This is a genomic window from Accumulibacter sp., from assembly GCF_029255285.1.
Classification (GTDB): Bacteria; Pseudomonadota; Gammaproteobacteria; order Burkholderiales; family Rhodocyclaceae; genus Accumulibacter.
On sequence record NZ_JAPUVI010000093.1, the window covers coordinates 67705 to 93808 of the forward strand.

26 protein-coding genes are annotated in these 26104 nt (G+C 62.5%); 17 read left to right on the plus strand and 9 right to left on the minus strand.

What is annotated here, in order from left to right; genetic code table 11:
• The first annotated feature begins 62 nt into the window (after positions 1-62).
• Both trxB and Q1M07_RS12695 read left to right on the plus strand, forming a co-directional pair.
• Positions 63-1028 (plus strand): thioredoxin-disulfide reductase, encoded by a 966-nt coding sequence (gene trxB / locus Q1M07_RS12690; protein ID WP_300454262.1) that lies wholly within the window; start codon positions 63-65, stop codon positions 1026-1028.
• Positions 1029-1102: 74 nt separating this feature from the next.
• A complete protein-coding gene (locus tag Q1M07_RS12695; RefSeq protein ID WP_300454263.1) occupies positions 1103-1663 on the plus strand; it encodes a Smr/MutS family protein in 561 nt (186 codons plus the stop codon).
• Between the two features lie 167 nt (positions 1664-1830).
• On the opposite strand, the gene Q1M07_RS12700 is transcribed toward Q1M07_RS12695, so the two are convergent.
• The 5 genes from Q1M07_RS12700 to Q1M07_RS12720 form a co-directional block, all read right to left on the minus strand.
• The gene (locus Q1M07_RS12700; protein ID WP_300454264.1) at positions 1831-2169 is read right to left on the minus strand and encodes a P-II family nitrogen regulator; all 339 of its coding nucleotides are present in this window, start codon (positions 2167-2169) and stop codon (positions 1831-1833) included.
• A gap of 61 nt (positions 2170-2230) precedes the next feature.
• Positions 2231-3841, minus strand: a complete 1611-nt coding sequence (locus Q1M07_RS12705) for an NAD+ synthase (RefSeq protein WP_300454265.1) — start codon at positions 3839-3841, stop codon at positions 2231-2233.
• A gap of 63 nt (positions 3842-3904) precedes the next feature.
• Entirely contained in the window at positions 3905-4453 is a 549-nt protein-coding gene (gene ppa / locus Q1M07_RS12710; RefSeq protein ID WP_300454267.1) for an inorganic diphosphatase, read from the minus strand.
• Between the two features lie 203 nt (positions 4454-4656).
• Positions 4657-5130, minus strand: coding sequence for a cache domain-containing protein (locus tag Q1M07_RS12715; protein WP_300454268.1), 474 nt, complete (start codon positions 5128-5130; stop codon positions 4657-4659).
• Positions 5131-5219: 89 nt separating this feature from the next.
• Positions 5220-6851, minus strand: coding sequence for a methyl-accepting chemotaxis protein (locus Q1M07_RS12720; protein ID WP_300454269.1), 1632 nt, complete (start codon positions 6849-6851; stop codon positions 5220-5222).
• Positions 6852-7239: 388 nt separating this feature from the next.
• Between Q1M07_RS12720 and lysM the strand changes: the two genes are divergently transcribed.
• Both lysM and Q1M07_RS12730 read left to right on the plus strand, forming a co-directional pair.
• The gene (gene lysM / locus Q1M07_RS12725; protein ID WP_300454270.1) at positions 7240-7755 is read left to right on the plus strand and encodes a peptidoglycan-binding protein LysM; all 516 of its coding nucleotides are present in this window, start codon (positions 7240-7242) and stop codon (positions 7753-7755) included.
• A 94-nt stretch (positions 7756-7849) separates the two neighbouring features.
• Positions 7850-8101 carry a GlsB/YeaQ/YmgE family stress response membrane protein gene (locus Q1M07_RS12730; protein WP_300454271.1) on the plus strand — a complete coding sequence of 84 codons (252 nt, stop codon included), beginning with the start codon at positions 7850-7852 and terminating at the stop codon, positions 8099-8101.
• A gap of 39 nt (positions 8102-8140) precedes the next feature.
• On the opposite strand, the gene Q1M07_RS12735 is transcribed toward Q1M07_RS12730, so the two are convergent.
• Positions 8141-9202, minus strand: coding sequence for a PHB depolymerase family esterase (locus Q1M07_RS12735; RefSeq protein WP_300454272.1), 1062 nt, complete (start codon positions 9200-9202; stop codon positions 8141-8143).
• Positions 9203-9388: 186 nt separating this feature from the next.
• Between Q1M07_RS12735 and Q1M07_RS12740 the strand changes: the two genes are divergently transcribed.
• Both Q1M07_RS12740 and mscL read left to right on the plus strand, forming a co-directional pair.
• Positions 9389-10546, plus strand: a complete 1158-nt coding sequence (locus tag Q1M07_RS12740; RefSeq protein WP_300454273.1) for a pyridoxal phosphate-dependent aminotransferase — start codon at positions 9389-9391, stop codon at positions 10544-10546.
• A 99-nt stretch (positions 10547-10645) separates the two neighbouring features.
• Positions 10646-11080, plus strand: coding sequence for a large conductance mechanosensitive channel protein MscL (mscL, locus tag Q1M07_RS12745; protein WP_300454348.1), 435 nt, complete (start codon positions 10646-10648; stop codon positions 11078-11080).
• Between the two features lie 75 nt (positions 11081-11155).
• On the opposite strand, the gene Q1M07_RS12750 is transcribed toward mscL, so the two are convergent.
• On the minus strand, positions 11156-13930 hold the full coding sequence (locus Q1M07_RS12750; RefSeq protein ID WP_300454275.1) for a pitrilysin family protein: 2775 nt from the start codon (positions 13928-13930) through the stop codon (positions 11156-11158).
• Between the two features lie 445 nt (positions 13931-14375).
• Between Q1M07_RS12750 and Q1M07_RS12755 the strand changes: the two genes are divergently transcribed.
• From Q1M07_RS12755 to Q1M07_RS12775, 5 genes are all read left to right on the plus strand, one after another.
• Positions 14376-14651 carry a hypothetical protein gene (locus Q1M07_RS12755; RefSeq protein ID WP_300454276.1) on the plus strand — a complete coding sequence of 92 codons (276 nt, stop codon included), beginning with the start codon at positions 14376-14378 and terminating at the stop codon, positions 14649-14651.
• A gap of 459 nt (positions 14652-15110) precedes the next feature.
• Positions 15111-15881, plus strand: coding sequence for a BPSS1780 family membrane protein (locus Q1M07_RS12760; protein ID WP_300454278.1), 771 nt, complete (start codon positions 15111-15113; stop codon positions 15879-15881).
• 17 nt (positions 15882-15898) lie between these two features.
• Entirely contained in the window at positions 15899-16603 is a 705-nt protein-coding gene (locus Q1M07_RS12765; protein WP_300454279.1) for an RDD family protein, read from the plus strand.
• Positions 16604-16624: 21 nt separating this feature from the next.
• Complete coding sequence (locus Q1M07_RS12770) at positions 16625-17020, plus strand: MAPEG family protein (RefSeq protein ID WP_300454280.1); 396 nt, start codon at positions 16625-16627, stop codon at positions 17018-17020.
• A gap of 59 nt (positions 17021-17079) precedes the next feature.
• On the plus strand, positions 17080-18849 hold the full coding sequence (locus Q1M07_RS12775) for an ABC transporter transmembrane domain-containing protein (protein ID WP_300454349.1): 1770 nt from the start codon (positions 17080-17082) through the stop codon (positions 18847-18849).
• 87 nt (positions 18850-18936) lie between these two features.
• Here Q1M07_RS12775 and gcvA read toward each other — a convergent pair whose 3' ends face one another.
• Positions 18937-19863, minus strand: a complete 927-nt coding sequence (gene gcvA / locus Q1M07_RS12780) for a transcriptional regulator GcvA (protein WP_300454281.1) — start codon at positions 19861-19863, stop codon at positions 18937-18939.
• 114 nt (positions 19864-19977) lie between these two features.
• Here gcvA and Q1M07_RS12785 point away from each other — a divergent pair, with 114 nt between their 5' ends.
• The 3 genes from Q1M07_RS12785 (at position 19978) to Q1M07_RS12795 (ending at position 22312) form a co-directional block, all read left to right on the plus strand.
• Complete coding sequence (locus tag Q1M07_RS12785) at positions 19978-20295, plus strand: DUF2917 domain-containing protein (RefSeq protein ID WP_300454282.1); 318 nt, start codon at positions 19978-19980, stop codon at positions 20293-20295.
• A gap of 95 nt (positions 20296-20390) precedes the next feature.
• Positions 20391-21032 (plus strand): glutathione S-transferase family protein, encoded by a 642-nt coding sequence (locus Q1M07_RS12790; RefSeq protein ID WP_300454283.1) that lies wholly within the window; start codon positions 20391-20393, stop codon positions 21030-21032.
• Positions 21033-21394: 362 nt separating this feature from the next.
• Entirely contained in the window at positions 21395-22312 is a 918-nt protein-coding gene (locus tag Q1M07_RS12795; RefSeq protein WP_300454285.1) for a hypothetical protein, read from the plus strand.
• 392 nt (positions 22313-22704) lie between these two features.
• On the opposite strand, the gene Q1M07_RS12800 is transcribed toward Q1M07_RS12795, so the two are convergent.
• The gene (locus Q1M07_RS12800) at positions 22705-24147 is read right to left on the minus strand and encodes a PLP-dependent aminotransferase family protein (RefSeq protein WP_300454286.1); all 1443 of its coding nucleotides are present in this window, start codon (positions 24145-24147) and stop codon (positions 22705-22707) included.
• A gap of 44 nt (positions 24148-24191) precedes the next feature.
• Here Q1M07_RS12800 and Q1M07_RS12805 point away from each other — a divergent pair, with 44 nt between their 5' ends.
• The 3 genes from Q1M07_RS12805 (at position 24192) to dksA (ending at position 26099) form a co-directional block, all read left to right on the plus strand.
• Positions 24192-24617 (plus strand): DUF2917 domain-containing protein, encoded by a 426-nt coding sequence (locus Q1M07_RS12805; RefSeq protein WP_300454287.1) that lies wholly within the window; start codon positions 24192-24194, stop codon positions 24615-24617.
• 149 nt (positions 24618-24766) lie between these two features.
• Positions 24767-25513, plus strand: coding sequence for a helix-turn-helix transcriptional regulator (locus Q1M07_RS12810; protein ID WP_300454288.1), 747 nt, complete (start codon positions 24767-24769; stop codon positions 25511-25513).
• Between the two features lie 160 nt (positions 25514-25673).
• Positions 25674-26099, plus strand: a complete 426-nt coding sequence (gene dksA, locus Q1M07_RS12815) for an RNA polymerase-binding protein DksA (protein WP_300454350.1) — start codon at positions 25674-25676, stop codon at positions 26097-26099.
• Positions 26100-26104: the final 5 nt, after the last annotated feature.

Below are 26104 nucleotides of genomic sequence, written 5' to 3' on the forward strand. Positions count from 1 at the left end.
GCGGGGAGCGCCGAAGTTGCCGGTTATAATTTTTCCATGACCCATCACCCGAGCCAATCAAGATGACCTCAGATACTCGCCATTGCCGCTTGCTGATCCTCGGATCCGGTCCTGCCGGATATACCGCCGCCGTATACGCCGCGCGTGCGAACCTGAAGCCCGTACTGATCACCGGTCTCGCGCAGGGCGGTCAGTTGATGACCACCACCGACGTGGACAACTGGCCGGCGGACGCGCAAGGCGTGCAGGGTCCCGATCTGATGCAGCGCTTCGAAGAGCATGCGCGTCGTTTCGCCACGGAGATCGTGTTCGATCATATCCACACGGCTCGCCTGACCGAAAAGCCATTCACGCTATTCGGTGATTCGGGCACCTATACCTGCGACGCACTGATCATCGCCACCGGCGCCTCGGCCCAGTACCTCGGACTGCCATCCGAGGAGGCGTATGCCGGGCGTGGCGTTTCAGCGTGCGCCACCTGCGACGGCTTTTTTTATCGTAATCAAGCGGTCGCCGTGATCGGCGGCGGCAACACCGCCGTCGAGGAGGCGCTTTACCTGGCCAATATCGCCAGTCATGTGACGCTGGTCCATCGACGTGACAAACTGCGCAGCGAAAAGATCCTGCAGGACAAACTGTTCGCCAAAGAGAAGGCGGGCAAGGTGACGATCCGCTGGAACAGTGTCCTCGACGAGGTGCTCGGTGATGCGTCCGGCGTCACCGGCATGCGCATCCGGAACAAGCTCAGCGGCGAGGCCGAGGACATTGCGCTGATGGGAGTCTTCATCGCCATCGGTCACAAGCCGAACACCGAACTCTTCGCGGGCCAACTCGAGATGGAAGGCGGCTATCTGATCACCTACGGCGGGCGGCAGGGCAACGCTACAGCCACTTCGCGGCCGGGGGTTTTCGCGGCCGGCGACGTGCAGGATCACGTCTATCGCCAAGCCTGTACTTCCGCCGGCAGCGGCTGCATGGCGGCGCTCGACGCCGAGCGCTACCTCGACAGCTTGGGCCTCGCCGGCTGAAGCTCGGCGCCGCCGCCGAGCAGGCCGACACAAGGTGGTGCTCAACGAAATGTGCCTAGGGAGAGGGACCTCCGATGACGCGGGGACATCGACCAAGCCCGGACGATTTGGCGGCTTTTCACGCTGCGGTGGCGGGTACGACGCCGTTGCGTCACGTCGACCGGGTCAGCTTCGAAGCGCCGAAACCCCGGCCGCAACCGCGTCAGCGCCAACTCGACGACGCAGCGGTAATTGGCGAACTGCTGTCCGGGCCGCTGGCGATCGATGACTGGCTCGACCTGGGCGGCGCCGACTCTTTCCTGCGCACCGGCCTGCCGCGCACGGTGCTGCGCGACCTGCGCCGCGGTCGCTGGAGCATTCAGGATCATCTCGATCTGCACGGCATGAACCGCCAGCAGGCGCACGAGCAGGTGACACGATTTCTCGTCGAGTCGCGCGGCGCCGGCAAACGCTGCCTGCGCATCGTGCATGGTCGCGGGAACGGTTCGCCGGGACGTGAGTCGGTCTTGCGCCAACTGGTCAAGGGCTGGCTGAGCCGCTGTCAGGAAGTCGTGGCATTCTGTCACGCACCGCCCAGCGATGGTGGTGATGGCGCTCTGTGGGTGCTGCTGAAGGCCGACAGCCGGCGCTGCTGAGATCGAAGCAGAGCGGACGCCGCGGGCGCACTCCATCGCCGGCGGGTGAGATCGGTTTGGCTCAACGGCCCGGACAGTCATCCGGCAGAGCGCCTGGTGTCGTCCTGATCCTAGGGGCTTGCGACAAGACGGACGCTCGGCGCGCCGAAAAGAGGCGTCGCCGTCGGTCAAATCGCCGATTCGTCGGTCTCGCCGGTGCGGATCCGCACCACCTGCTCGACCGTGGTGACGAAGATCTTGCCGTCACCGATTTTGCCGGTGCGCGCCGCTTTGACGATCGAGTCGATGGCGCCGTCTACCGCGCCGTCGGCAACGACGATCTCGATCTTGACCTTGGGCAGGAAATCGACCACGTACTCCGCTCCGCGGTAGAGTTCGGTGTGACCTTTCTGGCGGCCAAAACCTTTGACTTCGGTGACGGTCAGGCCAGTGACGCCAATTTCGGACAAGGCTTCGCGCACTTCGTCGAGCTTGAAGGGTTTGATGATGGCTTCAATTTTTTTCATGGCCTAGGCTCCGGGAAAGATCGTAAGGAAATCGTATCAGAAATCGGGTATCGACAAGCGATCAGTACAGGTCGCGGTAGCGATTGGTGATTGGATAACGCCAATCCTTGCCAAAGCCGCGCGGTGTGACGCGGATTCCGACCGGCGCCTGTCGCCGTTTGTATTCGCTGATCTTGAGCAGATGCACGACGCGGCGAACGTCGGCTTCGGCATAGCCGCGGCCAATGATTTCGCGTGGGCTGAGATCTTTCTCCATGTAGGCTTCAACGATGGCGTCGAGTACGTCGTAGGGGGGCAAACTGTCCTGGTCGGTCTGATTCGGTTTCAGTTCGGCCGATGGCGGGCGGCTGATGATCCGTTCGGGAATCGCGTCGGAGCGCGTGTTTCGCCAGCGCGCCAAGCGGTAGACAAGAGTCTTGGCGATGTCCTTGATGACCGCGAAGCCGCCGGCCATGTCGCCGTAGAGCGTGCAATAGCCGACCGCCATCTCGGACTTGTTGCCGGTCGTCAGCACCAGCGAGCCCGTCTTGTTCGAGATTGCCATCAGGAGCATGCCGCGAATCCTGGCCTGCAGATTTTCTTCGGTGGTGTCGGCCGGGAGACCGGCGAACTGCTTCTCGAGCATCGCGCCGAAGGTCTTCATGGCCGGTTCGATCGCGATTTCGTCGTAGCGCACACCAAGCAGGCGCACCATTTCGCGCGCTTCGGCCAGACTCAGTTCAGCCGTGTACGGCGACGGCATCATGACCGCCCGCACCTTGTCGGCACCGAGCGCGTCGACGGCGATGCACAAGGTCAGTGCCGAATCGATGCCGCCGGAAAGGCCGATGATGGCACCGGGAAAGCCATTCTTGCCGAGGTAGTCGCGCACGCCGAGCACGAGAGCCTGATAGACCTCCTCCTCCAGGCAGGGCGGCGTGGCGATCGGCCCGGCTTGCGGTTCGCTGTCGACCAAATCGATGATTCCCAGCGCTTCCTCAAACTGCGGCAACTGGTAGCGCAGCGTGCCGCGTGAGTCCAGGGCGAACGATCCCCCATCGAAGACCAGTTCGTCCTGCCCACCGGCCAGGTTGGCATAGACCACTGGAAGACCGGTGCTGGCGATGCGTTGCCGGAGAACGTCGGTGCGGCGCTCCCGTTTGCCGATGTGGTAGGGCGAGGCGTTGAGGACGAGCAGGACTTGGGCACCGGCTTCGCGGGCCAAGTCGGCCGCACCGGCTTCCCACACGTCGGCACAGATATTTACCCCGCAGCGCACGCCCTTCAAGGTCAGAACACACGGGCCTTCGCCGGAGTCAAAGTAGCGCTCCTCGTCGAAGACCTCGTAGCTGGGCAGCCGCTGCTTGTAATACGTCGCCACTCGCCGGCCGTCGCGGATCAGCGTCGCCGCGTTGTAACAGCGTGCGCCGCGCTTTTCCGGGTGGCCGACCAGCATGGCGATTCCCCTGACCCGGCTGGCCAGCAGATCGAGCTCTCGCTCGCAAGCGATACAAAAGTCGTCACGCAGCAGCAGGTCCTCGGGTGGGTAACCGCAAAGGGCCAGTTCCGGCGTCAACAGAAGATCGGCACCCTGGCCCTGAGCGGTCGCCGCAAAATCGGCCAGCCGCGCCGCGTTACCGGCGAAATCGCCGACCGTGGCGTTGACCTGGGCGATGGCAATCTTCAGCGCCATGAAGAGAAGCGCCGCCGCGAGGGGCGCTCGCGCGGTCCTCGCTCAGCAGGGGGCGCGGTTCGTTCAGAAAGCCGGCTTGTCTGCGGCATCGGCGTAGCGCTGCACACCGTCCATGATTTCCTTCTTGGCTTCCTCGCTGCCCAGCCAGCCGGCAATCTTGACAAACTTGCCGCGCTCGAGATCCTTGTAGTGCGCAAAGAAGTGCGCGATCTGATCGAGAATCACCTGGGGAAAATCGCGTGGCGTCTCAAGGTCGCGATACATCGGCGTCAGGCTATCGACCGGAACCGCCAACAGCTTGCCGTCCGGTCCGGCTTCGTCTTCCATCGCCAGCAGACCGATCGGCCGGCAACGTACCACGACGCCTGGAGGCAAGGCAAACTGGGTGACTACCAGCACATCAACCGGGTCCCCGTCGCCGGCGATGGTGTGGGGAATGTAGCCGTAGTTGCAGGGATAGTGCATCGCCGTCGACATGAAGCGATCGACAAAGACCGCGCCGCTGTCCTTGTCTACTTCGTACTTCACCGGATCCGCGTGCATTGGAATCTCGATGATGACGTTGAAATCGTTGGGGAGCGACTTGCCGGAGGGCACGCGGTCTAGGCCCATGGTCGTGATCTTTCTACGGGTTGCGAAGTGGCGATTATAACCGCCTGTCGGCGATCCGGTCGGTTTGGCACCAGACGCATTCCGCGCCAAGGCGGCCTAGGTTCGCCACCGGTGCGGTTGCCGCGGCAAGCGAAGCGCCGGACAAACAAAACTGTCGGGCGTCGGACGCTGGCCGGCAGGCGCCTCGCGCCTGCCGGGGGGAATCACTTCTTGTAGATGCCGACGCCGAGAATACCCTCGTAGCCGGGGACACGGGCCACATAGCTCGATTTTGGAGCGAACTTCTTGGTCTGCGGGTCGGTGTAACTATAGTCGACCCAACCAGTTCCCTTCGCCTTGCCCAATTCGATCATCTCTTTGATAAAGAACTTGCCGTCCGGATCCTTCAGGTCCATCAGGTTCTTGCCGATCAGAGCCTTGTTCGCTCCCTGGGCAACTACGGTGCCGTCGAATTTGACGGCGAAGATGTACAAGTCCTTGTTGTGCCACTTGCCTTCCTTCTCGGAGAAATCGGCGAACGCCTTGTCCGGACCCACCGCCTTGATGTGCGCCAAGCCGTTCTCGGCCATCGCCTTGGCTTCGTCGGCCGTACCGCGCTCCTGCGCGAAGGCGAGCGAAACCGAGGCGAGCATGAACAAAGACAAAGCCAAGTGGCGGAAGAAGTGCGCGAGTTTCATGTTGTCTCCTTTTTAACGTGGATGAGTGCTGCGGGTGAAGTGCTCGGTTTAGGAAGTGTGCCTGGTCACTCTGCTGTGCCCTCCGTGGGTCAAGCCGTCTGTCTGGCTAGCGCCGGAAGCGGTTTACCAGGGCATGCAGGTTCGGCCATGCGATTGAGGTCCTGTGCTTCACCCTGGCTGCTGGCGGCGGCACTGTGGTTCGATTCGGCCATCTGCGCGATGCGCTCGACGTTTTGTGAGATCAGCGTACTCGCTTCGCTCTGTTCATGGGCCGCGGTGGAAAGGTCGGTGAGACGGGTCAGCGCGGCGGCGGAGCATTCACTGAGCTCTTCCAGCGGCCGCTGCAGGTTGCCGACCAAAGTGACACCGGCGTTGACCTGGCGGCCCGTCTCGCTCATTCTCTCGACGGCTTCCCCCGTCTGGGTCTGGACGGCATCTATCGTCCGTTTGATCTCGTCGGTAGACTTGCCGGTCCGCTCGGCAAGCTTGCGCACTTCGTCGGCCACCACCGCGAACCCCCGGCCCTGCTCGCCGGCCCGTGCCGCTTCGATCGCGGCGTTGAGTGCCAGCAGGTTGGTCTGGTCGGCAATCTCCTTGATCACGTTGGCGATATGACTGATCTGTTGCGAACTGGCTTGCAGCCCTTCGATGGTGCGCGCAGTGGTGCCGACGCTCTCGGCGATCTTGTTGATCTCGGTTGCTGCCTCCTCGACCAGTTTCTTGCCGTCGTTGGCGATGCGTGCCGTCTGCTCGGCGACGTCGCGAGCCGAGCCGGCATTATCCGACACCTGACCGATGCTGACCGTCAACTGTTCGACTGCCGCCGCGGTGCTCGATACGGCCTCGCTCTCGGCGCGCAGTGATTCACTGATGCGGTTGGCGGTGGTCGATACGCCAGTCGCCGACTCTCGCACCCGGCCGGCGTTGCCGGCGATGTCGGACAGCACGGCGCGCAGACTTTGCTGCATGCGCTGTAGGGCCTCGAGCATCTGCCCGACTTCGTCGTTGCCGGCGAGGGCGACGTCGGTCGTCAGGTCACCCGCCGCGATCCGGTGCGTCGCGTCGGTTGCCCGGGCGATGCGCCGGGAGATGTCGCGCGCCATGAAAAAGCTGACCCCGACCGAGGCCACGATGGCCAGCAGGAAGGTGACCAACGCTGCCGTCACGGCACGCCGGTACGCGATTTGAGCACGATCGAAAGCCTGATGGCCGAGCTCGTATTCGACCTTGACCAACTGGTCGGTCAGTTGACTGAGCTTCTTGAAATTGTCGTCGGCATTCTGCATCGACGCCAGCGCGGTATTGATATCTATGGTCGCCAGATCGACGGCCTGCGAGGCGCTCTTGCGGTAGGTGGCAAGCATGTCGGCGATCTGCTTGCCCAACTGCTTTTCCTGGTCGGAGAGGGAAGGCTCTTCCAGCCACTTCGAGAAGTCGGCGACGAACTGATCGGCCTGGGTGAGCAAGGCCTTGGCGTCTTCTGCGACGCGCTTTTCGTCGAATGCGCCGGCCCAGGTCATCAAGCGATAGACGCCCGAATGAAATTCGAGGATATCGGCCTTCGTATCACTGGCAACGTGGAGGTTCTTTGTCCGGACATTGTGCAGATCGGCGAGTGCCCGGTGCAGCGTGTTCGCCGACTGATAGCTGACGCCGGCGAAGATGAGCAGAAAGACGATCGCAACCGTCGGCGCAAGCAGAATTTTCCGGAACAGGTTCAAGGCAGTCTCCTCCGATCTTTTCGGATCGTTCCACACCCGCGCGTCGACACCCGGGACGACGGCGACTGAAATTGTTAGCGAAACTCCCGCCGCGGTTTCGCGCTGCCTCGTCGGGATCAGGGCGGCGGAAAACGAAGTCGCCGCGCAGCCGCCACCATCGGGCGACGCCGAATCATTCTACGGCACACGATGCTCGCCGAGAACATCATCATGAGATGATGGTACCGAACGCGGACTGATCGTGCAACGGGGGAGGAATAGAGGAAGGATTCGGAATGGCTCTGTTGGCCGGCGCTCGATGCTGCTAGACTAGCCACTGGCTCAAGGCGCGTACGGAGAGTCGGCAGGTGCCGGCGTTCGGTACCGTCGGACAAAAAGGAGAGATGACATGGGCTTGTTGGATTTTGTCAAGGAAGCAGGCGAAAAGCTTTTTCGTGCCGGAGAAACCGATGCCGCGTCGCAAGCGGTGGCCAGCACGCCCGATGATGACGCGGCCAAGGCACATCTGGAGGAGATGAACCGTACCGCCGGCGAAGCCATCGAGGCCTACGTCGCTACCCAGGGTCTGCCGGTAACCGGGTTGACGGTGACTTTCGACGGTGCGACCGCAACGGCGACCGTATTCGGTGTCGCCGGCGACCAGGCGAGCAAGGAGAAGATCCTGCTGTGCTGCGGCAACGTGGCTGGTGTCTGCCAGGTCAAGGACATGCTGTCGGTTGATCAGAGTGCGCCGGAAGCCACTTTCTACACCGTCGTTCCCGGTGACAATCTGTCGAAGATCGCCAAGCGGCACTACGATAATCCGAACAAGTACATGCTGATCTTCGAAGCCAATCAGCCGATGCTCAGCCATCCGGACAAGATCTATCCCGGCCAGGTGCTGCGGATTCCTGCCGACGAATGAGGCACGCGCCGGTCGACCGCGGCTTGGCGACCGTGCGACGGAAATTCGGTAGTGGCGCGTTCCGAGGCCACCCGGCATTCTTGAGGAGCTGACGATGGGTATCGTCTGGACAATCGTTCTGGGTTTCGTGGTTGGCGTCATCGCCAAATTGATTCATCCCGGCAGGGAGAACATGGGTTTCATCGTCACCGTGCTGCTGGGCATCGGCGGCTCTTTCCTGGCCGGGATGGTCGGTCAGTTGCTTGGCTGGTACCGGGCGGGCGAGGGGGCGGGATTCATTGCTTCGGTAATCATGGCGATCGTTTTGCTGGTCATTTACGGCAAGCTGCGCGGCAGTTCAAACTAGCTGGATCGGTCGCTGGCCGGTGGGCGCCGCCATGCAGGGCTAATCACCGGCCGGCCGACGTGGCGCCGCCAGGCGGTCGATCATGGCGCGCACGGCCTTGATCTGCTGGCCATCACGGGTGTGGTATTCGCTGCCCGAGTAGCCCCACCAGTCCCAACAGGCAAGCGGGTTGTTCACCCACTTCCAGGAACCGAGCGCCAGACCGTGGCGTGGAGTGGTCTGCGGGTACAGGACGATTAGCCGGTTGTTGTCTGCCCAAGCGTTATAGCCGGCGCCGTCGACGAAACGGCGTCCGATGTCGGTCGCGCTTTGGCGGCAGCCGTGGAAGACCACGTGGATGCGACAGGCGGAGACGCGACAGGCGGATGGAATGTAGGCGTAGCCTTCGTCGGCCAGACCGGCGTCGACGGCTCGGCCGTCCACGAAAGGGCGCTGGTCGAAGCTCAGAATCTTCCCGCCCGCCGTCGATGGCCGTAGTGGGCCAAGGAGATGAGTGAGCATTTCGCCGGCTGCGTCGAGGTCGCCACAACGGTTGATGAACGGGGGATGCGCGCTAGAGCAGGGGTTGGGCTGCGGATCGGCAACCGATATCATCGCGTGTCCCGCGTCGGGCAGCTTGACGAAGCGAATTGCCGTCGGACTGAGCCACTGGCCATAGAAATCCGCCAGACGGTCCATCACCGATGTTTCGACCTTGTCGTCGTTGCCCCCGGAAAACAGCCACGCCCGGTGACGGCGCAGGTTGTCGAGGGAATCGATTCGACCTGTTCGCGCCAGTTCCTCGGCGCGCGCTCGCAGGTCGGCGACGGATGGTAACTCTCCCCAGAACGAAGGCGACATGCAACTGGTCAGCGCGCGCCAGCTCGACCCTTGAGCGCAGTAGTACGGCCCACCGGCGATGACGCCGGCGCCACGCACCAGTTTCGAGTGCGCCACCTCGAACTGTACCGCCATGTAGGCACCCGACGAGACGCCGGAGACGGTCAGATCATCGAGGCTGGCCGCGAGGGCCGGCAAAGGTGGCGCTGCGCAGACCGTCTGGCAGGCGAGGCTGAGCGCGAGAAGAGTGGCCGGCGGGCGGCGCAGGCGGGATACGGTCATGGCGCTTCGGAAAAGGCGGCGAAAAGCGGCAGTTTACGGCGAATACGGGTCGCCAGGGCAAGCCCCGACGCTCCGGGCGGATTCCCTGATCGCCGCGGCCTTGGTGAGCCGGGCCTTGTCTGCGCTGTCGGTCGCCCCTAAACTGGTCGCGTTATTATTTTCCTGCCGCGCTTGGCGCGGATCATCGTGTATAAGTCAAGCGTCGCTGTCGATTCCAAATTTCCCCGCGTGGGGACCACGATTTTCACCGTCATGTCGAAGCTTGCGGCGGACTGCGGAGCGATCAATCTGTCGCAAGGATTTCCCGACTTTCAAGCGGACTCCTCGTTGTTCGACGCGACTTGGCGTGCCATGCGCGAGGGGCACAACCAATACCCACCGATGGCCGGCGTTCCCGAATTGCGGGAAGCGATCGCCGGCAAGGTGGCGGCGCTTTACCACGCGCGCTACGATGTGGAGCGGGAAATTACCGTTACGGCCGGAGCGACGCAGGCCATCTTCACGGCGATCGCGGCTTTTGTACGCGCCGGCGACGAAGTGATCGTCTTCGCGCCAGTTTACGACAGCTACGTGCCGGCTATCGAAAGCGCGGGAGGCACGGCCGTGTACGCCAGCCTGAACTTCCCCGACTACCGGCCGGACTGGCAGCAGGTCGGCTTGCTGCTCAACAAGCGCACGCGAATGATCATCATCAATTCGCCGCATAACCCGACCGGCAGCCTGCTAAGCGCCGACGATCTGGCCGAGTTGGCTGGGCTGACGCGCGATACGGACATCGTGGTTCTGTCGGACGAAGTGTACGAGCATATAGTTTTCGACGGCGCGCGACATCACAGCGTCGCGAGCCATCCTGAACTCGCCGCACGCAGCCTGATCGTGTCCTCCTTCGGCAAGACCTATCACATCACTGGCTGGAAGGTCGGTTACGTGCTGGCCGCCGGCGAGTTGATGGCCGAGTTCCGCAAAGTTCACCAGTTCAACGTGTTTACGGTCAATACGCCCTGCCAGTTGGGAATTGCCGACTACATGCGCGATCCCGGGCGCCATCTTGGGCTGGCGGAATTCTATGCTGGGAAACGGGAATTCTTTCGCCGCCAGTTGCTGGGTTCGCGTTTCGAGCTGTTGCCCTGTCATGGCACGTATTTTCAGCTGGCACGCTACGATTCCCTCTCCGACCTGTCCGACCGCGAGTTTGCCTGCTGGCTGACTCGTCACGTGGGCGTGGCGGTGATCCCTGTGTCGGCTTTCTACCCCGACGGTCGTGACGACCATGTCGTTCGCTTCTGCTTTGCCAAACAGGAAGCGACGCTGGCTGCGGCGGGGGAAAAACTACGCCGCGCTTGACGGGCTTCACAGCGTTGTGGCCTTGCTCCTATAATCGCTGGCGCTTCAAGGAGCCGGCCAAGCGTCCGGTAGAGTCCAATGGAAAGTAAAGGATACGGCATGAGCATGGTGCAGGAGTTCAAAGAGTTTGCCATGAAGGGCAATGTCATGGATCTCGCGGTCGGCGTGATCATTGGCGGCGCTTTCGGCAAGATTGTCGATTCGGTAGTGGGTGATCTGATCATGCCCTTCGTCGCCTGGATAATGGGCGGCAAGCTGGATTTTTCGGGAATGTTTCTTGTTCTGGGGACCATTCCCGAAGGTACGGCGAGAACAGTGGATGCCCTGAAGAAGGCGCAGGTGCCGATTTTTGCCTACGGCAGTTTCCTCACCATTCTGGTGAACTTCATCATCCTGGCCTTCATCATTTTCGTCATGGTCAAGCAGGTCAATCGCCTCAAGAAGAGTGAACCCCCGGCCCCACCGGCGTCGCCGCCGGAGCCGGCGGAAGAAGTCTTGTTGCTGCGCGAGATTCGCGACAGCCTGAAAAAGTAGCCGGCGCTCGTTCCCGGGAATCAGGTCCGGAGTGGCGCCGCGTTGTGTCGGCAACTTCGCTGCTTGGGCCTTCCGTCAGTGACCGGCGAGTCGTTTCTCGGCCACGTCGGACGGCCCGACGGCCAGCGCAGCGAGCTTTGCGTTGTCGGCGGCGATGACCAGCGTCAGTTGCTCGGGGTCGATGTACTTGCGAAAAGCGGCGTTGACCTGCTCTACGGAAAGCGCCACTACCTTGGCCTCGAAATCCTTGGAGAACTGCCAGTCGCGGCCCAGATCGAGAAAAGACGACCAGCGTGCGGCCAGTGTGCTGTCCTGCGAGCGGCTCACGGCACGCGACTCGATGATTCCCTTCTTCGCTTCGGCGACTTCCTGTTCGGTGAAGCCGTCCCGGCGCGCCCGTCGAAGTTCTTCGTAGATCGCCTGCTCGGCGCGGCCGAGGTTCTGTGGCGCGACCATGGCCGTCAGCGACCAGGTCGATAGCCGCTCCCGGCTGCCAAGCGACAGGTTCGACGTGACGCTGTAGCTAAGACCCTCCCGTTGACGTAGTCGGTCGATGAGCCGGCTTGATAGCCCGCCACTGCCGCCAAAGATGTTGTTCGCGACGTAAAGCGCAGGCGCATCCGCATCGTCGTCGCGTAGCAAGAGGTCGATCCTGGCGCGAAGAAAGGCGTTTTCTTTGTCTGGCGTGTTGATTTCGATCCGACTCGGCACAACCGCGCGGAACTGGCGATCAACGCGGCCATAGGGCGCTTTCGACTGATGGCCCGGAAACAGCCGCCCAAGTTCGTCCGCGATCGCTTTTTCGTCGAAGTCACCGACGATGGCGATCTCGCCCCGCGCTGTGCCGATCAGCTCACGGTGGTAGCGAATCACATCGTCCAGCGTCGTCTGTCGGACTTGCTCGATACGTTCGGCCAAAGGCGTGTAGTAGCGGGGATCGCCAGCCGGATAGGTGTTGAAATGCGCCCGCATGGCGTCGCTCGAGCGCTCCTCCGGGTTGTCGAGTTGCGATTGCAGGGCGGTCAGATACTCACGCTTGAGTTCCTCGAACTCGGCGGCCGGAAAGCTCGCGTCCTGAATGAGTTGCGCCACCAAGGCAAGCGCTGCGGCGAGATGGTCGCGGTTCGTTTCGAAGTGCGTCAGGCTGCCACGCACCTTCAGGCGAATCAGCTCGTCGGCAATCTGCTGGCGGGTCAATCGACCGGTGCCGCGGGCCAGCATGGCGATCGCCAGCGGACCGGTGACGTTGCGTTTGGCCAGCGATTTCTCATCGCCCCAGCGAAAGCTCATCGCGACGTTTACGGTCTGGCCGCGGTTTTTTTTGGCCAGCAAGGCGATTTTCAGATTCCCGAAAGTCCTCAGTTGGGTGCGCGCGCTGATGTTTTCGTGTGAGGGATCGAAAGCCTCGCCGATGTCTCCCCTTTCCCGTGGCCGGAAATCGGCCAGCAGTTGGGCGGCGCTGGGAGCTTGCGGGACGACGGCGCGTTGCGGTGAATCCTCCGGGATGAAGGTGCCGAGAACACGGTTGTCACGCACGAAGTACTTGCTGGCCGCGGCGTCGACTTGCGCCGGCGTGATCTGGTCGAGCCGATCGCGAGCGTAGAAGAAAAGCCGCCAGTCGCCCAGCGCGATGTACTCGGAAAGCAAGACGGCGAACGCCTCGGGGTCGGCCAGCGCACGCTCGTGCGCGGTACGTGACTGTTCGACGGCGCGGGCGAGTTCGGAGGCCGTTGCTCCGTCGTGCGCCAGGCTTCCTTCGACGACCTCGATCATCCGGTTGCGGACGCGTTCGACAGATTCGCCCTTGTTGACCGTGGCGCCGAACACCACGAAACCCGGTTCGCGACTATCGACCGGGTAGGCGAAGACCTGTGCCGCCAGTCCGGGCTGGACCAGTTCCCTGTACAGGCGGCCGTTTGGCGTGTCGCCAAGAATATCGCTGGCCATGCTTATGGCGTCCGAATCGCCGTGTAGGCTCGATGGGGTACGGTAGGCCAGCGTGACGAGCGGCACCTCACCCTTGCGCCGGACGAAAAACTGACGCTCGCCGTCGGCCGTTGGTTCGACTGTCCAGTGTTCAGGCAGTTTACGGGCTGGCCTGGGCAGTTTGCCGAAGGTCGCTGCGATGCGCTCGATCGTCTTCCGCTCGTCGAACTTCCCGGCCACGGCCAGCACCGCGTTGTCTGGCTGATAGTACCTGCGGTAGAAGGCTTGCAGGTTCTCGATCCTGACATTTTCGATATCGCTGCGTGCGCCGATGGTTGTGTTGCCATAGTTGTGCCAGTCATAAAGCATGGCCTGCATGCGCTTGAGCATGACGCTGGCCGGATCGTTCTCGCCCATCTCGAATTCATTGCGCACGACGCTCATCTCGGTGTCGAGGTCTTTCCTGGCGATGAAGGAATTGACCATGGCGTCGGCGTTCCACGCCAGCGCCCAGGCCATGTTGTCTTCGCTGGCGGCAAAGGTCAGGTAGTAGTTGGTTCTATCGAGCCAGGTCGTGCCATTGATCTGAAAGCCCCGTGCCTTGAACTCACGCGCCGGATCCGGAAAGTTCTTCGAGCCTTTGAAGATCAGATGCTCGAGCAGGTGAGCCATGCCGGTCTCCCCATAGTTCTCGTGCCGCGAACCGACGAGGTAAGTGACGTTGACTGTGGCGGTGGCTTTTGCGGCATCGGGGAAAAGGATGAAGCGCAAGCCATTGGCGAGCTGGTATTCGCTAATCCCCTCGACGGTGTTGAGTTTCCTGACGCCGGCCGGAAGTGGCGCTGTCGCTTGTGTTCCGGCCTGTGTCCAAGCAGGCAACAGGCTCAGAAATAGCCATGATAGGAGAGAGGTTGTAGCTTTCATCCATCGGTTCATGACGACGACTCCAGGCGCTAGCCGGTTGATTGAAAACGATCTGATTCCTGGCGGGCGCTGCGCTTGCCGGCGGCAGGAGCGACGATTATAGGCTGGCTGTCGGCAAAGGAAACGGCCCGCGCAGAGGGAGGGGCTGGGCGGGCCGTGTGGTACCGTCACCGTCACGCAGGGGGAGGAGGAGGGGGAGGATGCGTGCCAGCGACAGGTGGGAGAATAGCGAATCCTTTGCGGCGGATCTGTTGCTTCTCTGTCCTGGTTGTGTAACGGGCTGTGATCCGCTCGTCAACGCCAGTCTTCTACGGTCTATTGCCTTCTGCCAGCCAGAGCTGGCATCATCGACGCTTGGCGTCGTGGCATCGCAGTCAGCAGATCAACGCTGGCGACTCGCCCGGTGAGTTCTCATTGAACCAGTGACAAAATTAAGGAGAGCGTGATGAGTCAGGAAGCGGACGACCTGGGTATGGCAACCGTCGTGCTTGAGCGCCTTGAGAAGGAGCGGCTACCGCGGGCGCTCGACCTGAAAGCGAAAGTGGATGCGGGCGAGCGGCTCGACGAAATGGACATCGCTTTTCTGGAGAGGGTTTTTGCCGATAGCGAGGACGTCAAACCGTTCCTGGCCCGGCACCCGGAGTATGCCGAGTTGTCGGCCAGAATGGCCAGTTTATACGAGGAGATCACCGCCAAGGCGCTCGCCAACGAGAAGTCCTGACCTGGCCACTGAAGCGGTAAGGTGAATTCGTTCTCCACCTCGCCCCCACGCGCGAGATTCCCTCGGTTTTTCGTCGGCCAGGGGGTTGCATGCTCTCAAGATTTTTTGGTACTAGTTTCGGAGCTGGTTCTCCAGGAACGAGCGGGAGGGATTGTGGCCGAGAGCGGAGTAAAGCCTCGTTTGCCGAAGTTTTGGCGCACTTGAATTTCGGGGAGCTTTCTTCCACTCCTCCAGCCTTGCCCATAGCCTTTCCCTGTCGAAAACTTCAAACAGGCGCCAGGTCGCTACCGATTGGTAGGTGGTCGAGGTGGGTGTCCGTGTCCACGCGCACTTGAGCTCGCTCATCTACGAGCAGTCGCAGGTCGCCAGGCGGGTGGGCGCGTCATGGTAGGTGCGGCGTGTCGCTTGCGGAGTGGGCGCGGGCCTTCCCGCTGTGGTTCATAACGCATGGGAGTAGCGATGGGTATCGACGACAGTAATCCGTTCAAAGCGCCGGTCGCCCGGGTGCATGACCATCACAACGCGTCGTCCTTCGGGAACTTCGTTCCCGAAGGACGACGCGTAACCGCCGGTCACGGCTACCAGTGGCTGTTGCGCGGCTGGGAAATGTTCCGCAGCGCGCCCGGAACCTGGGTCGGCATTACCATCGTCCTGATCGTCGTGATGATGGCCATCGGCATGATTCCGGTCATCAACCTGGCCGTGAACCTGCTCGGTCCGGTGTTTATCGGCGGCATCGTCATCGGTTGTCGGGCCATCGAGGATGGCGAAGGGCTGCGCTTCGTACACCTCTTTGCCGGCTTCTCGAGCAAGCCCGGCGGCTTGCTGCTCGTCGGCCTGCTCTACCTCGTGGCGGTGCTGTTGGCGGCCGCCGTTTTCGGTATCATGGTGGCCGTTGGTGCGGTCGGCAGTGGCGGTGCTCCGAATCCGTTTTCGGGGAGCTTCATCGTCGCGGTCATCGTCGTGGCCGCCATTTTCCTGCCCTTGGCGATGGCCGTGTGGCTGGCTCCGCCGCTCGTCGTGTTCCACGATTTCTCCGCCTTTCAGGCGCTGCAGACCAGTTTCATGGTCGCTTTGCGAAATGCCGTGCCTTTCCTGGTGTACGGTCTGGTTTTCCTGCTCGCCGCCATCGTCGCTTGTCTGCCGCTGTTCCTGGGCTGGCTGGTGCTGGTGCCGGTACTCTACGCGTCGCTTTATGCCTGCTACAGGGACGTGTTTTTCGAGCCGTGACCACTCCTCCGGCTCGCTTGGACAACGTTCACCGCGTCGCGACGCCAGAGGGCTGCGACATCGAGTTACGCGCGGCCGGGCCGGTGGTTCGCGCACGCGCCTGGTTTCTGGATTTCCTCGTTCGTTTCGGCGTGTGGCTGTTGCTGGCGATCGGCGCAACGATTTTCGGCCAACTCGGGGTCGGCATGCTACTGCTCGGCGCTTTTCTGCTCGAGTGGTTCTATCCGGTCGTTTTCGAGGTCTACCGGAACGGTCAGACGCCTGGGAAGAAGGCTTGTGGGCTGGCCGTCGTCCTTGACGACGGACGCCCGCTTGGTTGGAGCGCCGCCGGTATCCGAAACGCCTTGCGCGGCGTGGACTTTCTGCCGTTCGGCTATGCCCTTGGCTTCATCGTCAGTTTGCTCGACGTGCAAGGCAAGCGCCTGGGTGACCTCGCGGCAGGCACGCTGGTGGTGTATCTCGATGTGCCAAGGCCGAAGGCTGTCGGCGCGGACAATGATGCGGGTAGCGAAGCGCCGCCTTTTCCTCTGACGCGGGAGGAGCAGGTCGCGGTCATCGAGTTTTGCCAGCGCGCCTCCCAGTTGACCCCTGAGCGGGCCGCGGAGATAGCGGCGGCCGCCGGCCCGTTGACGGTCGATCTCGATGGCGAGGCGGCGCCGCGGCGCCTGTTACGCATCGGTAATTTCCTGCTTGGTGAAGAGGCCCGAAAAGTTGATGCTTGAACGAGGAGACTGAAAGACACTATGAACGCCTACCCCGGCCCCGCGCTGCTTACCCTTGCTACGTCGTTTCTGCTATTTGCCTGTGCCGCCTACGTTGGCCGCTGTCGAGTCAAGTTTGGCATCAAGGCGCCGGCGACGACGGGTCACCCGCAGTTCGAGATCGCCTATCGCATCCAGATGAATACGCTCGAAAATGTGGTGCTCTTCCTGCCGGTGTTGTGGCTCTTCGCGATCCATCTGTCGAGCTTTTGGGCGACCGCATTGGGCACTCTCTGGCTCATCGGCCGGATCTGGTACGCGTTGTCCTACGCGCGCGATCCACGCACACGCGGCAGTGGTTTCCTGCTGTCGATGCTCTCTTTCGGCGCGCTCGGCGTCGGCGGTGCCTGGGCCGTGCTGTATGGACTGCTCGTCTGAAGGCCGGCGTGGCGCCGGCGTCGGACCGCTCGGAGCCTGACGCAGGCGGTGCCCAAGGGCTGCCGCCGCGCCGGCTGCAACCCCTCCGTGCGCTGCTACCCTACCTGACACCTTACCGCGGGCAGATCGGGCTGGCTTTGCTTTTTCTGCTGCTCGCGGCCGGGGCGACACTGACCCTACCCTACGCGGTGAAGCTATTGGTCGACGGCGGCCTGGTCTTGCCGGTCGGTGCCGACAGTGTCCAGCGGCTGGCGTCGATCCGCCGGCATTTTCTTGGCCTGTTCGGGGTGGCGGTCGTCCTGGGGCTGGCTACTGCCGCACGCTTCTACATGGTGAGCTGGATCGGCGAGCGAGTGACGACCGATCTGCGACAGGCGGTATACGCGCACGTGCTGCGGCAGAGCCCGCAGTTCTTCGAGACCTTGAAGACCGGCGAGGTGTTGTCGCGACTGACGACGGACACGACGGTGATCCATCACGCCGTCGGCTCAAGTGTGAGCATGGGGTTACGCAATATCGTCTTGCTGGCCGGTGGCCTGACGATGCTGGTGGCGACCACGCCACGCCTGATTCTCACCGTGGTCGGCATCATCGTTCTCGTCGTGTTGCCGGCGGGTCTGATCGCTCGCCGCGTGCGCAAGCTGTCGCGCGCCAGCCAGGATCGCATCGCCGATACCAGCGGGATCGCTGGCGAGATCCTCAACGCGATTCCCGTGGTCCAGAGCTACACTCGCGAGAGCGCCGAGGCGGCGCGCTTCTCGGCCGCCAACGAAGAGGCTTTCGCCGCGTCGCTACGGCGTACCGGCACGCGCTCGGCGCTGACGGCCTTCGTCATCATCGGCGTCTTCGGCTCGTTGCTCTACGGCATGTACGGTGGCGTGCAGGCCGTTTTCGCGGGCGAAATCACGGCCGGGCAATTGAGTCAGACGGCGCTCTACGTGGTGGTCGTGGCCGGCAGCGTTGCGGTGCTTGCCGAGGTGTGGGGGGATTTGTTGCGCGCCTCGGGGGCTGCCGAAAGGCTCATGGAGTTGCTGTCCACCCGTTCGTCGATCATCGAGCCACAGCAGCCGGTGGCGTTGCCGGTGCCGCTTGGTGGCCTGCGGGTGTCTTTCGAGGGAGTGCGTTTTGCCTATCCGTCGCGTCCGGAGCCGATGGTTCTGCAAGATCTGGAGCTCAGCATCGAAGCCGGCCAGACGGTGGCGCTGGTCGGACCCTCCGGGGCTGGCAAGACGACTGTCTTCCAGTTGTTGCAGCGCTTCTACGATGTGCGCGATGGGGTCATCCGGATTGACGGCGTCGATCTGCGGCGTTGCCGGCTCGCCGAACTGCGGTCACGCATTGCCGTCGTGCAACAGGAAGCAGCGATCTTTTCCGGCAGCATCGACGACAACATTCGCTACGGCAGACCCGGCGCTTCGGTAGACGAGGTCAGGTTGGCGGCAGGTGCCGCTTTCGTCGACGAATTCGTGCGCCAACTTCCCGCTGGCTACGCCACGCTGGTCGGCGAGCGCGGCGTCCGGCTGTCCGGTGGGCAACGTCAGCGAATCGCCATCGCGCGCGCGATCCTCAAGGACGCTCCCTTGCTGCTACTCGACGAAGCGACCAGCAGTCTGGATTCCGAAAGCGAGCGCGTTGTGCGGGCGGCGCTGGAAGCGGCAATGGGTGGTCGTACGACAATCGTCATTGCTCACCGCCTGGCGACAGTGCAGGGGGCCGACCGCATCCTCGTGCTCGATCACGGCCGGGTCGTCGAAGCCGGGAAGCATGCCGAGCTCGTGGAAAGGGGCGGCCTCTATGCTCGACTGGCGGCGCTTCAGTTCAGTGTCTGACGGGGAGAGGAGCGTCGGCGCAAGAAAGCGCTTCGCTTTTGTGGCGCGGCGACCGTCGGGGTCATGCGGGATTCCGTCCTGCGCCAATCAGCTTCGGCGGAACGGCGCGAGTTCGCCGTCCGGCTGGCGATAGGAAGACGCTTCGTCGAATAGCCACGCGCGAAAAGCGGCGACGGCTGTCTGCTGCTCGTCCGTCGGACGACAGACGAAGAAGTAGGAGAAAGGTGATTCGACGGCCAGTCCGAAAGGAGGGCGCAGCGATCCGCGGGCCAGATCGTCGGCTGCCAGGGCGTGACGTGCGAGAGCCACACCCTGGCCGGCAGCCGCCGCCATCAGCATCAGACTCGAGTCGTCGAACACGGCGCCACGTTGCGGTTCTTCGACGACCAGTCCGGCGGCCGTGAACCACGGTTGCCAGAGTTCATCGTTCGATCGCAACAGTGGCAGCTCGATCAATTGCGCCGGGTCGAGCAGCGCGTGACGCGCCATGAAATCGGGCGAGCATACCGGGTAGTACCAGTCCTTCATCAGCAGTCGATAGCTCAGTCCGGGATATCGGCCATGTCCAAAGCGCAGGGCGACGTCGGCTTCGCCCCCCTTGATGTCGGCCAGCCTGGCGGTCGATTGCACTTCGACATCGAGATCACGGTGACGGGAAATGAAGTTCCCAAGCCTCGGCAGCAGCCAGCGGGCGGCGAATGACGGCATGCAGGTGACGCGTAGACGGCGGTAGGCGCGTGCCGCGATCAGTTGATCGGTCGCCTTGCCGATGTCCGTCAGCGCCCGTGAAACCTGTTCGGCATAGGCGGCGCCTTGCGCCGTCAGCTTCAGGCCGCGGCCGTGGCGTTCGAACAGGGCGACGCCGAGATAGTCCTGCAGCTGGCGCAACTGATGACTCACCGCGCTGTGCGTCAAATGAAGCTGCGCGGCAGCGCCGGTGACGCTCTGGCTGCGCGCGGCCGCGACGAAGACGCGCAGACTGCCGAGCGGTGGAGTGCGGCGGTTATCAGTCAATTTCGTTCACATGTCACGTGAGAACAATTCGCTTGTCCTTGCGCTCCTGGCAGACAAAAATGCCCGGACCTGTCGAACATCGGACAGGCATCGTGGCCCGTAAAGGAGGATATCATGGCAGCCCTCTTACCCTACCTCGAGTTCGAGTTGAATGCAGCCGAGGCGGTTTCCATCGACCGCCTCGCCGGCTGGACGGTGATTTCAGTCAATGGTCGTATCTGGCTCACCGAGGAGAAGGGCGGCCGAGATGTCTGGCTGCTTCCTGGCGGGCGTCACCGCATCGTGGGAGCGGGCCGCACGGTCGTCGAGACGTGGCCGATGACCGATGCCGAGCTGCCGATGAGAATTCGCCTGGCACCTCCGCCGGGCACATTGGGCCGCACGTGGTGCCTGCCGAAGCTTCGGCTGGGTGGCGCCCCGGCCTGCGCCTGAATCGGCGGAGGGCTTGGCGTCTACGGTCGGGACTCTTTGATCGACAGCCACATCCAACATTCCTGAGCGCATACCCTTGACGATCGGAGAAACACATGACGAACTTGACGGAAGCGGCACCTTATCAATTGCTTGGCCTTTACGATTCACCCTTCGTGCGGCGGGTCGCCGTGACGATGCACCTCTACGGGCTACCGTTTGAGCACCTGTCGCTTTCGGTGTTCAGGCATATGGACGCAATGCGGCCGATCAATCCCTTGTTCAAGGTGCCGATGCTGACACTGCCGAGTGGCGAGACGCTTTATGAGAGCGCCTACATCCTCGATTATCTGGACGAACTGGCGGTTGAACGCGGTGTTTCGCCACTCATCCCGCGTTGCGGAGCGGAGCGGTGGCGGGTGCAGCAGTTGATGGCCCTGGCGATCGTGGCGACCGAGAAAGCCGTGGCCATGGAGTACGAGCGCAAGAGGCCGGACGAACGGCAATGGCCCGAGTGGACGGAGCGTCTGCGCGGCCAGATGCGGCAGGCCTTCGCCATGCTCGAAAAGCGGCTCGAAGGCGACTATCTGGTCGGCGACCGCCTGACGCAGGCCGACGTCACGACGGTCGCCGGGATTGGCTTCGTGCGCTACATTCTGCCGCACGAGTGGCCAAGCGCGGACTATCCGGCGCTCGGTGCGCTGGCGCAGCGGCTCGAGGCGAGCGACGCGTTCAAGGCCGTGCCGCTCGACGAATGAGTTGCGTCGCGGGCGTTCTCGCACGATGCGGCCATCTGGCGGGAAAACCGCAGGTGCTCCGATAGAAGAAAGAAACCTGTTGCCGAAGCGTGCGAGAGGCGTTTGCTTTACGCGCCGTTTACTCGCTGGGCCGTTGAATGTTTTCATTAACCTTCCCATTGGAGCTTTATACGGCCACCGAGAAAAAATCCAGGAAGCCGGCGCCGAAGTGATGGCGTTCGACAGGCCGGACCTGTCGTGAGAATGACACGGAAAGCAGGCGCGAGTCTGCTTTCGGTGCTTCATGGGGTCCACTTTGATCTAATCGATTCTGGCCGCCAGAACCTTCCGCACTGGGCAGGCCGGGCTTTCCCCCAGTCTGTTTGCCGGCCGGGTTTTCTGGCCTTCTGAGCGCCGATTCCCTTGCCGCACTTAGCCACCTTCAAGCCCGGAGACTTTCTTCGCTATTTCGTCAGCCCGGCGGCCTTCGGCATGCTGGTACTGTTCATCGTTCAGCAAGCAGGTGTGCGACGACAACCTGGCTGGTGATACAGATTGCTCACGATATTTCCGAGGAGCACATCTCGGCGAGCGATTTCGTCGAGATCATCCTTTCGCAAACCGTCTCCTACGTCGCCGGGGCGGTAGGCTGGATCTTCGCCGAGCGCGTGGGGTTTGCCGCCTACGCTTGCTATATGCTCGATTTTGCGCGGTGCAACCGCTTCCAGACGGCCTTGCTGGCCGATGCCGGGGTGCGCGAGCAGCTCGAGCCCTTTCTTACCAGCGAAACCTTCGATATCGGCTTCGACCTGATCTACAACCTGCGGTACTACCTGCGACTGTCTTTCCAATTGCTCTTCAACGCGCTGGTTCTCGGTTTCGAACGGTTTGCCGCTTGCCTACGCTACCGTATTCGTCGTTCTGGCCACACTGCAGTGGCTGCTGAGAAAACCGCTCGCGGCAGCCTTTCTGCACAACCAGCGGACGACCAACCGCATGCGGGCGCGCAGCTACAACGCCTGGGACAAGGTTTTCAGTGGCAACCGCTACAACTTCACGATCTGGCAACGGGACTTTCGCCAACGTCTGGGCGACGCCATGGTAGCGCAGATTCGAGCGATTCTGGCACCTCGTTCTCAGGGAGGGGAACAAAGAGCGCCGCTGCGCGTTGCTGGCCGACGCCGTGCACTGTGTCCTCGCGCAGCCTACCCGGCTGGTGGGCGCACGGCGGCAATGGTACGGGCAGGTCCACCCTGCTTTCGGCCCTTGAATGCCAGTTGCGTGGCAAGGCCTACTACTGACCGACGCAGGACTGCCTGGCTTTCGAGTTCAACGCTGACGCGTCGGTTGCCGCTACCCCGAAGCGGATCCATGCGACCGGCGATACGGACGAGCGCATCGAGGATCCCGAACAGATCGACGGACTGGAGGCGGCGGAGCAGAAAGCCTACTCATCGGGCGAAAGGCAACTACAGGCGCTGCGGGAGATCGTCGCGCGAACCGATTGTCCAGTCTATCTGCTTGACGAGTGGGACGCCAATCTCGATCACGGGAACCGTGTCGCGGCCCGCGAACTGGTTGATCAGCTAGCGCGGCGCGCGCGTCGTCGAGATCTCGCACCGTGATCGGCGCTAGGCGCGGTGCCTAGGTTCGACGGCGCCGATCCGGCTGTCGGGTGGAAGCAGGGGATTTCTCAAGCGGCCGCCGGTGGCAAGGCCGACGGCGCCATCAGCGCTCCGAGCCGCCGCACCGCGTCTTCGATCTGCGGCGTGTGGGGATTGCCGCAATTGAGTCGCAGGCAATTGCGATACATGCCGCTGGCAGAAAAGAGTTCGCCTGGCACGTAGGCGACACCGGCCGCGACGGCGCGTCCGTGGAGCGCGCTGGTATCGATCTCCTCCGGCAGTTCGACCCACAGGACGAAACCTCCCTGTGGCTGCGTGATGCGCGTCGTCGCGGGAAAGTGTCGCGCTACCGAGGCGATCATCGCATCGACCTGCTGTTCGTAGGTGCGTCGCAAGCCGCGCATGTGGCGCTGGTAGGCACTCGATTCGAGGTACTCGGCGAGAACCATCTGGGTGACCGGATTGGTCGCTCCGCTGGTGATCGTCTTCTGCAAGGCGACTTGCGACCGGTAGCGTCCGGCAGCGACGAAGCCGATTCGCAGGGCTGGCGACAGACACTTGGAAAAGGACGAACAGAGCATCACATTGCCCACCCGGTCGAACGCCTTGATCGGTCGCGGGCGCTCGCCGGCAAAGTGGAGATCGCCGTAGATGTCGTCCTCGATCAGCGCCACGCCGCGGTCGGCCGTCAGCTTGGCCAAGCGACGCTTGTTCTCGTCGGGCATCACGCTGCCCAATGGGTTACTGGCATTGGGTACCAACAGGCAGGCCGCGATGCGGCCGTCGCGCGTGGCGAGATCGAGCGCCTCGATAGACATCCCGTTGCGCGGGTCGGTCGGAATTTCGAGTGCTTTCAAACCGAGTGTTTCGATCAGTTGCAGCATCAAGTAATAGGCCGGCGATTCGACCGCCACTGTGTCGCCGGGTTGGGTGACGGCGCGTAGGCACAGTCCGAGCGCCTCGGTGCAGGAATTGGTGATCACGAATTCACTGGCCGCCAGTGGCCCGGCCCAGCCTACCGAGCGTAGGACCAGTTGGCGGATCAGTGCCGGTTCGTCCATGTTGATGTGGCTGGCGCCTTCGAGCAGTCGTGGATGACGCCTGGCGACGCCGCCGTACAGTCGCCGTAGCGCCGCCACCGGCATCAGCGCGGCGTCCGGCAGGGCGGCGGCAAGCGGCGCCACGCCCGGCTGCATGCCGCTTTGCAGCACGCGCATCAAGCGTTGGCTTACGTCTACCGGGACCGCTTCGTCGGGCGTCGAACGCGCCGTGGGTGGCTCCCGACGTGCCGCCGCGTGGCGTACGAAATAGCCGGATTGCGGTCGTGCCTCGACGAGTCCTTTATCTTCCAAGTGTCTCAGCGCTTGCAGTACCGTCGATACGGACAGACGCCGCTCGCGCGATAGGCGGCGTACCGAAGGCAGTCGCTCGCCGGGCCGAATGTTGCCGGCGACGATGATCCCGCTAAGATCCTCGGCCAGTTTTTCGTAGCGTAACAGTTGATGGTCCATTTATTCTTTACAAGTACAGTTTTGGATCGATCTGATAAGAACAGTTGTTATTTTTTATGATTGTTCTGGTTACAATTCATCTTTTCTGTCACTGTACCATATCCGTTCGCCGGCTTACACTGCTCCAGGTCAAGACAACCGAAGGAGATGGCGCGATGGATCAAGATCTTTACAACAATGAACTCTGCCTGGCCGACAACGTGCCGTTTCGCCTGCTGTCGGCCAAGGGGATGCGAGTGATCTGTACTGCCGGCGTGCTTTGGCTGACCGTCGAAGGCGAAGCCGGCGACATTATTCTCACTGCTGGTGAGAGCCATTTGGTGCGTGGCCGTGGTTTGGCTTTGCTGGAAGCGATCGGCACTGGCCGGGTCAGGTTCGAAAGGGCCGCGCGCCCGCGGCGAGATCTCCGGCCTCGTCTCGTCGCGCTGCTCCTTCGCAAGCGCCGCGCTTGGGCGCCGATTTCTTGCTGAGTAAGCTCGGGGACTTCTGGTCGATGTATAGTACTGGTCACGTGCTGGGAGTTTGACGCAATGACGCTTGTGCTGGTTCTCCCGGCCCCGGGTTAAGCTTTCTGACGGGCGCCAGGAGGCAAACGCGGACTTTTCGGAAAGGATGCCTGATGACCAATCCTCTGCCGTCGCCAGCGAAACGCAAACCCGCGGCTGCAAAGCGGGGGCCGGAGAAACTCGCCGCCGCCAAATCGGCAGCGACTCCCTCCGAGCCCGGACTGGTCGACCAGGTGCGCGCAATGGCAGGCCGCCTGCTGGACATCAGTTCGGCGGCGGGGGTCGCCGGGCGAGCCGTGCAGACGGCGGGCAAGGTATCGAGAGCGTTGCGTCACGGACAGCCTTTCGAGGCGGCGAGTGAAGTCGTCAAAGCCGTCCTGCCAGGCGTCGGCGAGCCGACCGCCTGGCGCAAGACCGGCGAGGCAATCCGCGCCATGCGCGAGGCGGCGGGCCTGACGATCGCCGAAGTCGGTGCGGCCATCGATCTCAAGGATCCGTCGTTGATTGAAGCCTTGGAGAACGGCCGTATCGCGCTCTCTTTCGAACTGATTCTGCGGTTGGCGGCGGTTTTCGGCCGTAGTGACCCGATCGGGTTCGTCATCGGCCTTACCCGTAGTTCGAATCCGGAGCTCTGGAAGAGCCTCGAGGCCCTCGGGGTGGGTAAGCTCGTCTTGCAGACGGTGCGCGAGCATCAGTTCGTCAACGTCTATCGGAGCAATGACGACGCCAGAGGACTCAGCGACGAAGAATTTGCCGAGATTCTGGCGTTTACCCAGGCGGCCTTCGAGATGGCGATGGCGCTGCGCACGCGCTATGCGGCCAGGCCCGCGAGGCTGTCCGGTGATGACGGCGACGGCTGAGCGTCACCGCTCAATGCCGCCGTGCTCTTCGTATCTAGCGCCCGCTGCCGATGCCGGTCGAGCCGCAGTCGCTGCGCACGCTGGTTGTACCCTTGCCAGGCGAGGCTATTTCTGGTATTTAATCAAATTTTTGCAATCCGTAAGAACAGGGTTTTCCGATATGGCTGAAGAGTTGCTGTACAAGCATTTCACACCTTATGTACCGAAAGCGGGCGAGGAGTTCATGAACCGCGAGCAACTGGACCATTTTCGCGGCATCCTGGAGACTCTCAAGCGGCAGTTGATGGAAGACATCGAGCGCACGGTGCACACAATGAAGGACGAGGCGACTGTTTTCGCCGATCCCAACGACCGTGCCAGCCAGGAAACCGACATCGCCATCGAACTGCGCAACCGTGATCGCGAACGCAAACTGATCAAGAAGATCGAGGAAACCATCGATCGTATCGAAAGCGGCGATTATGGCTACTGCGCGGCCTGTGGTGTGGAGATCGGCATCAAGCGGCTGGAAGCGCGCCCGACGGCCACGCTTTGCATCGACTGCAAGACGCTGGAAGAAGTGCGCGAGAAGCAGATCGCGAAGTAGTACCT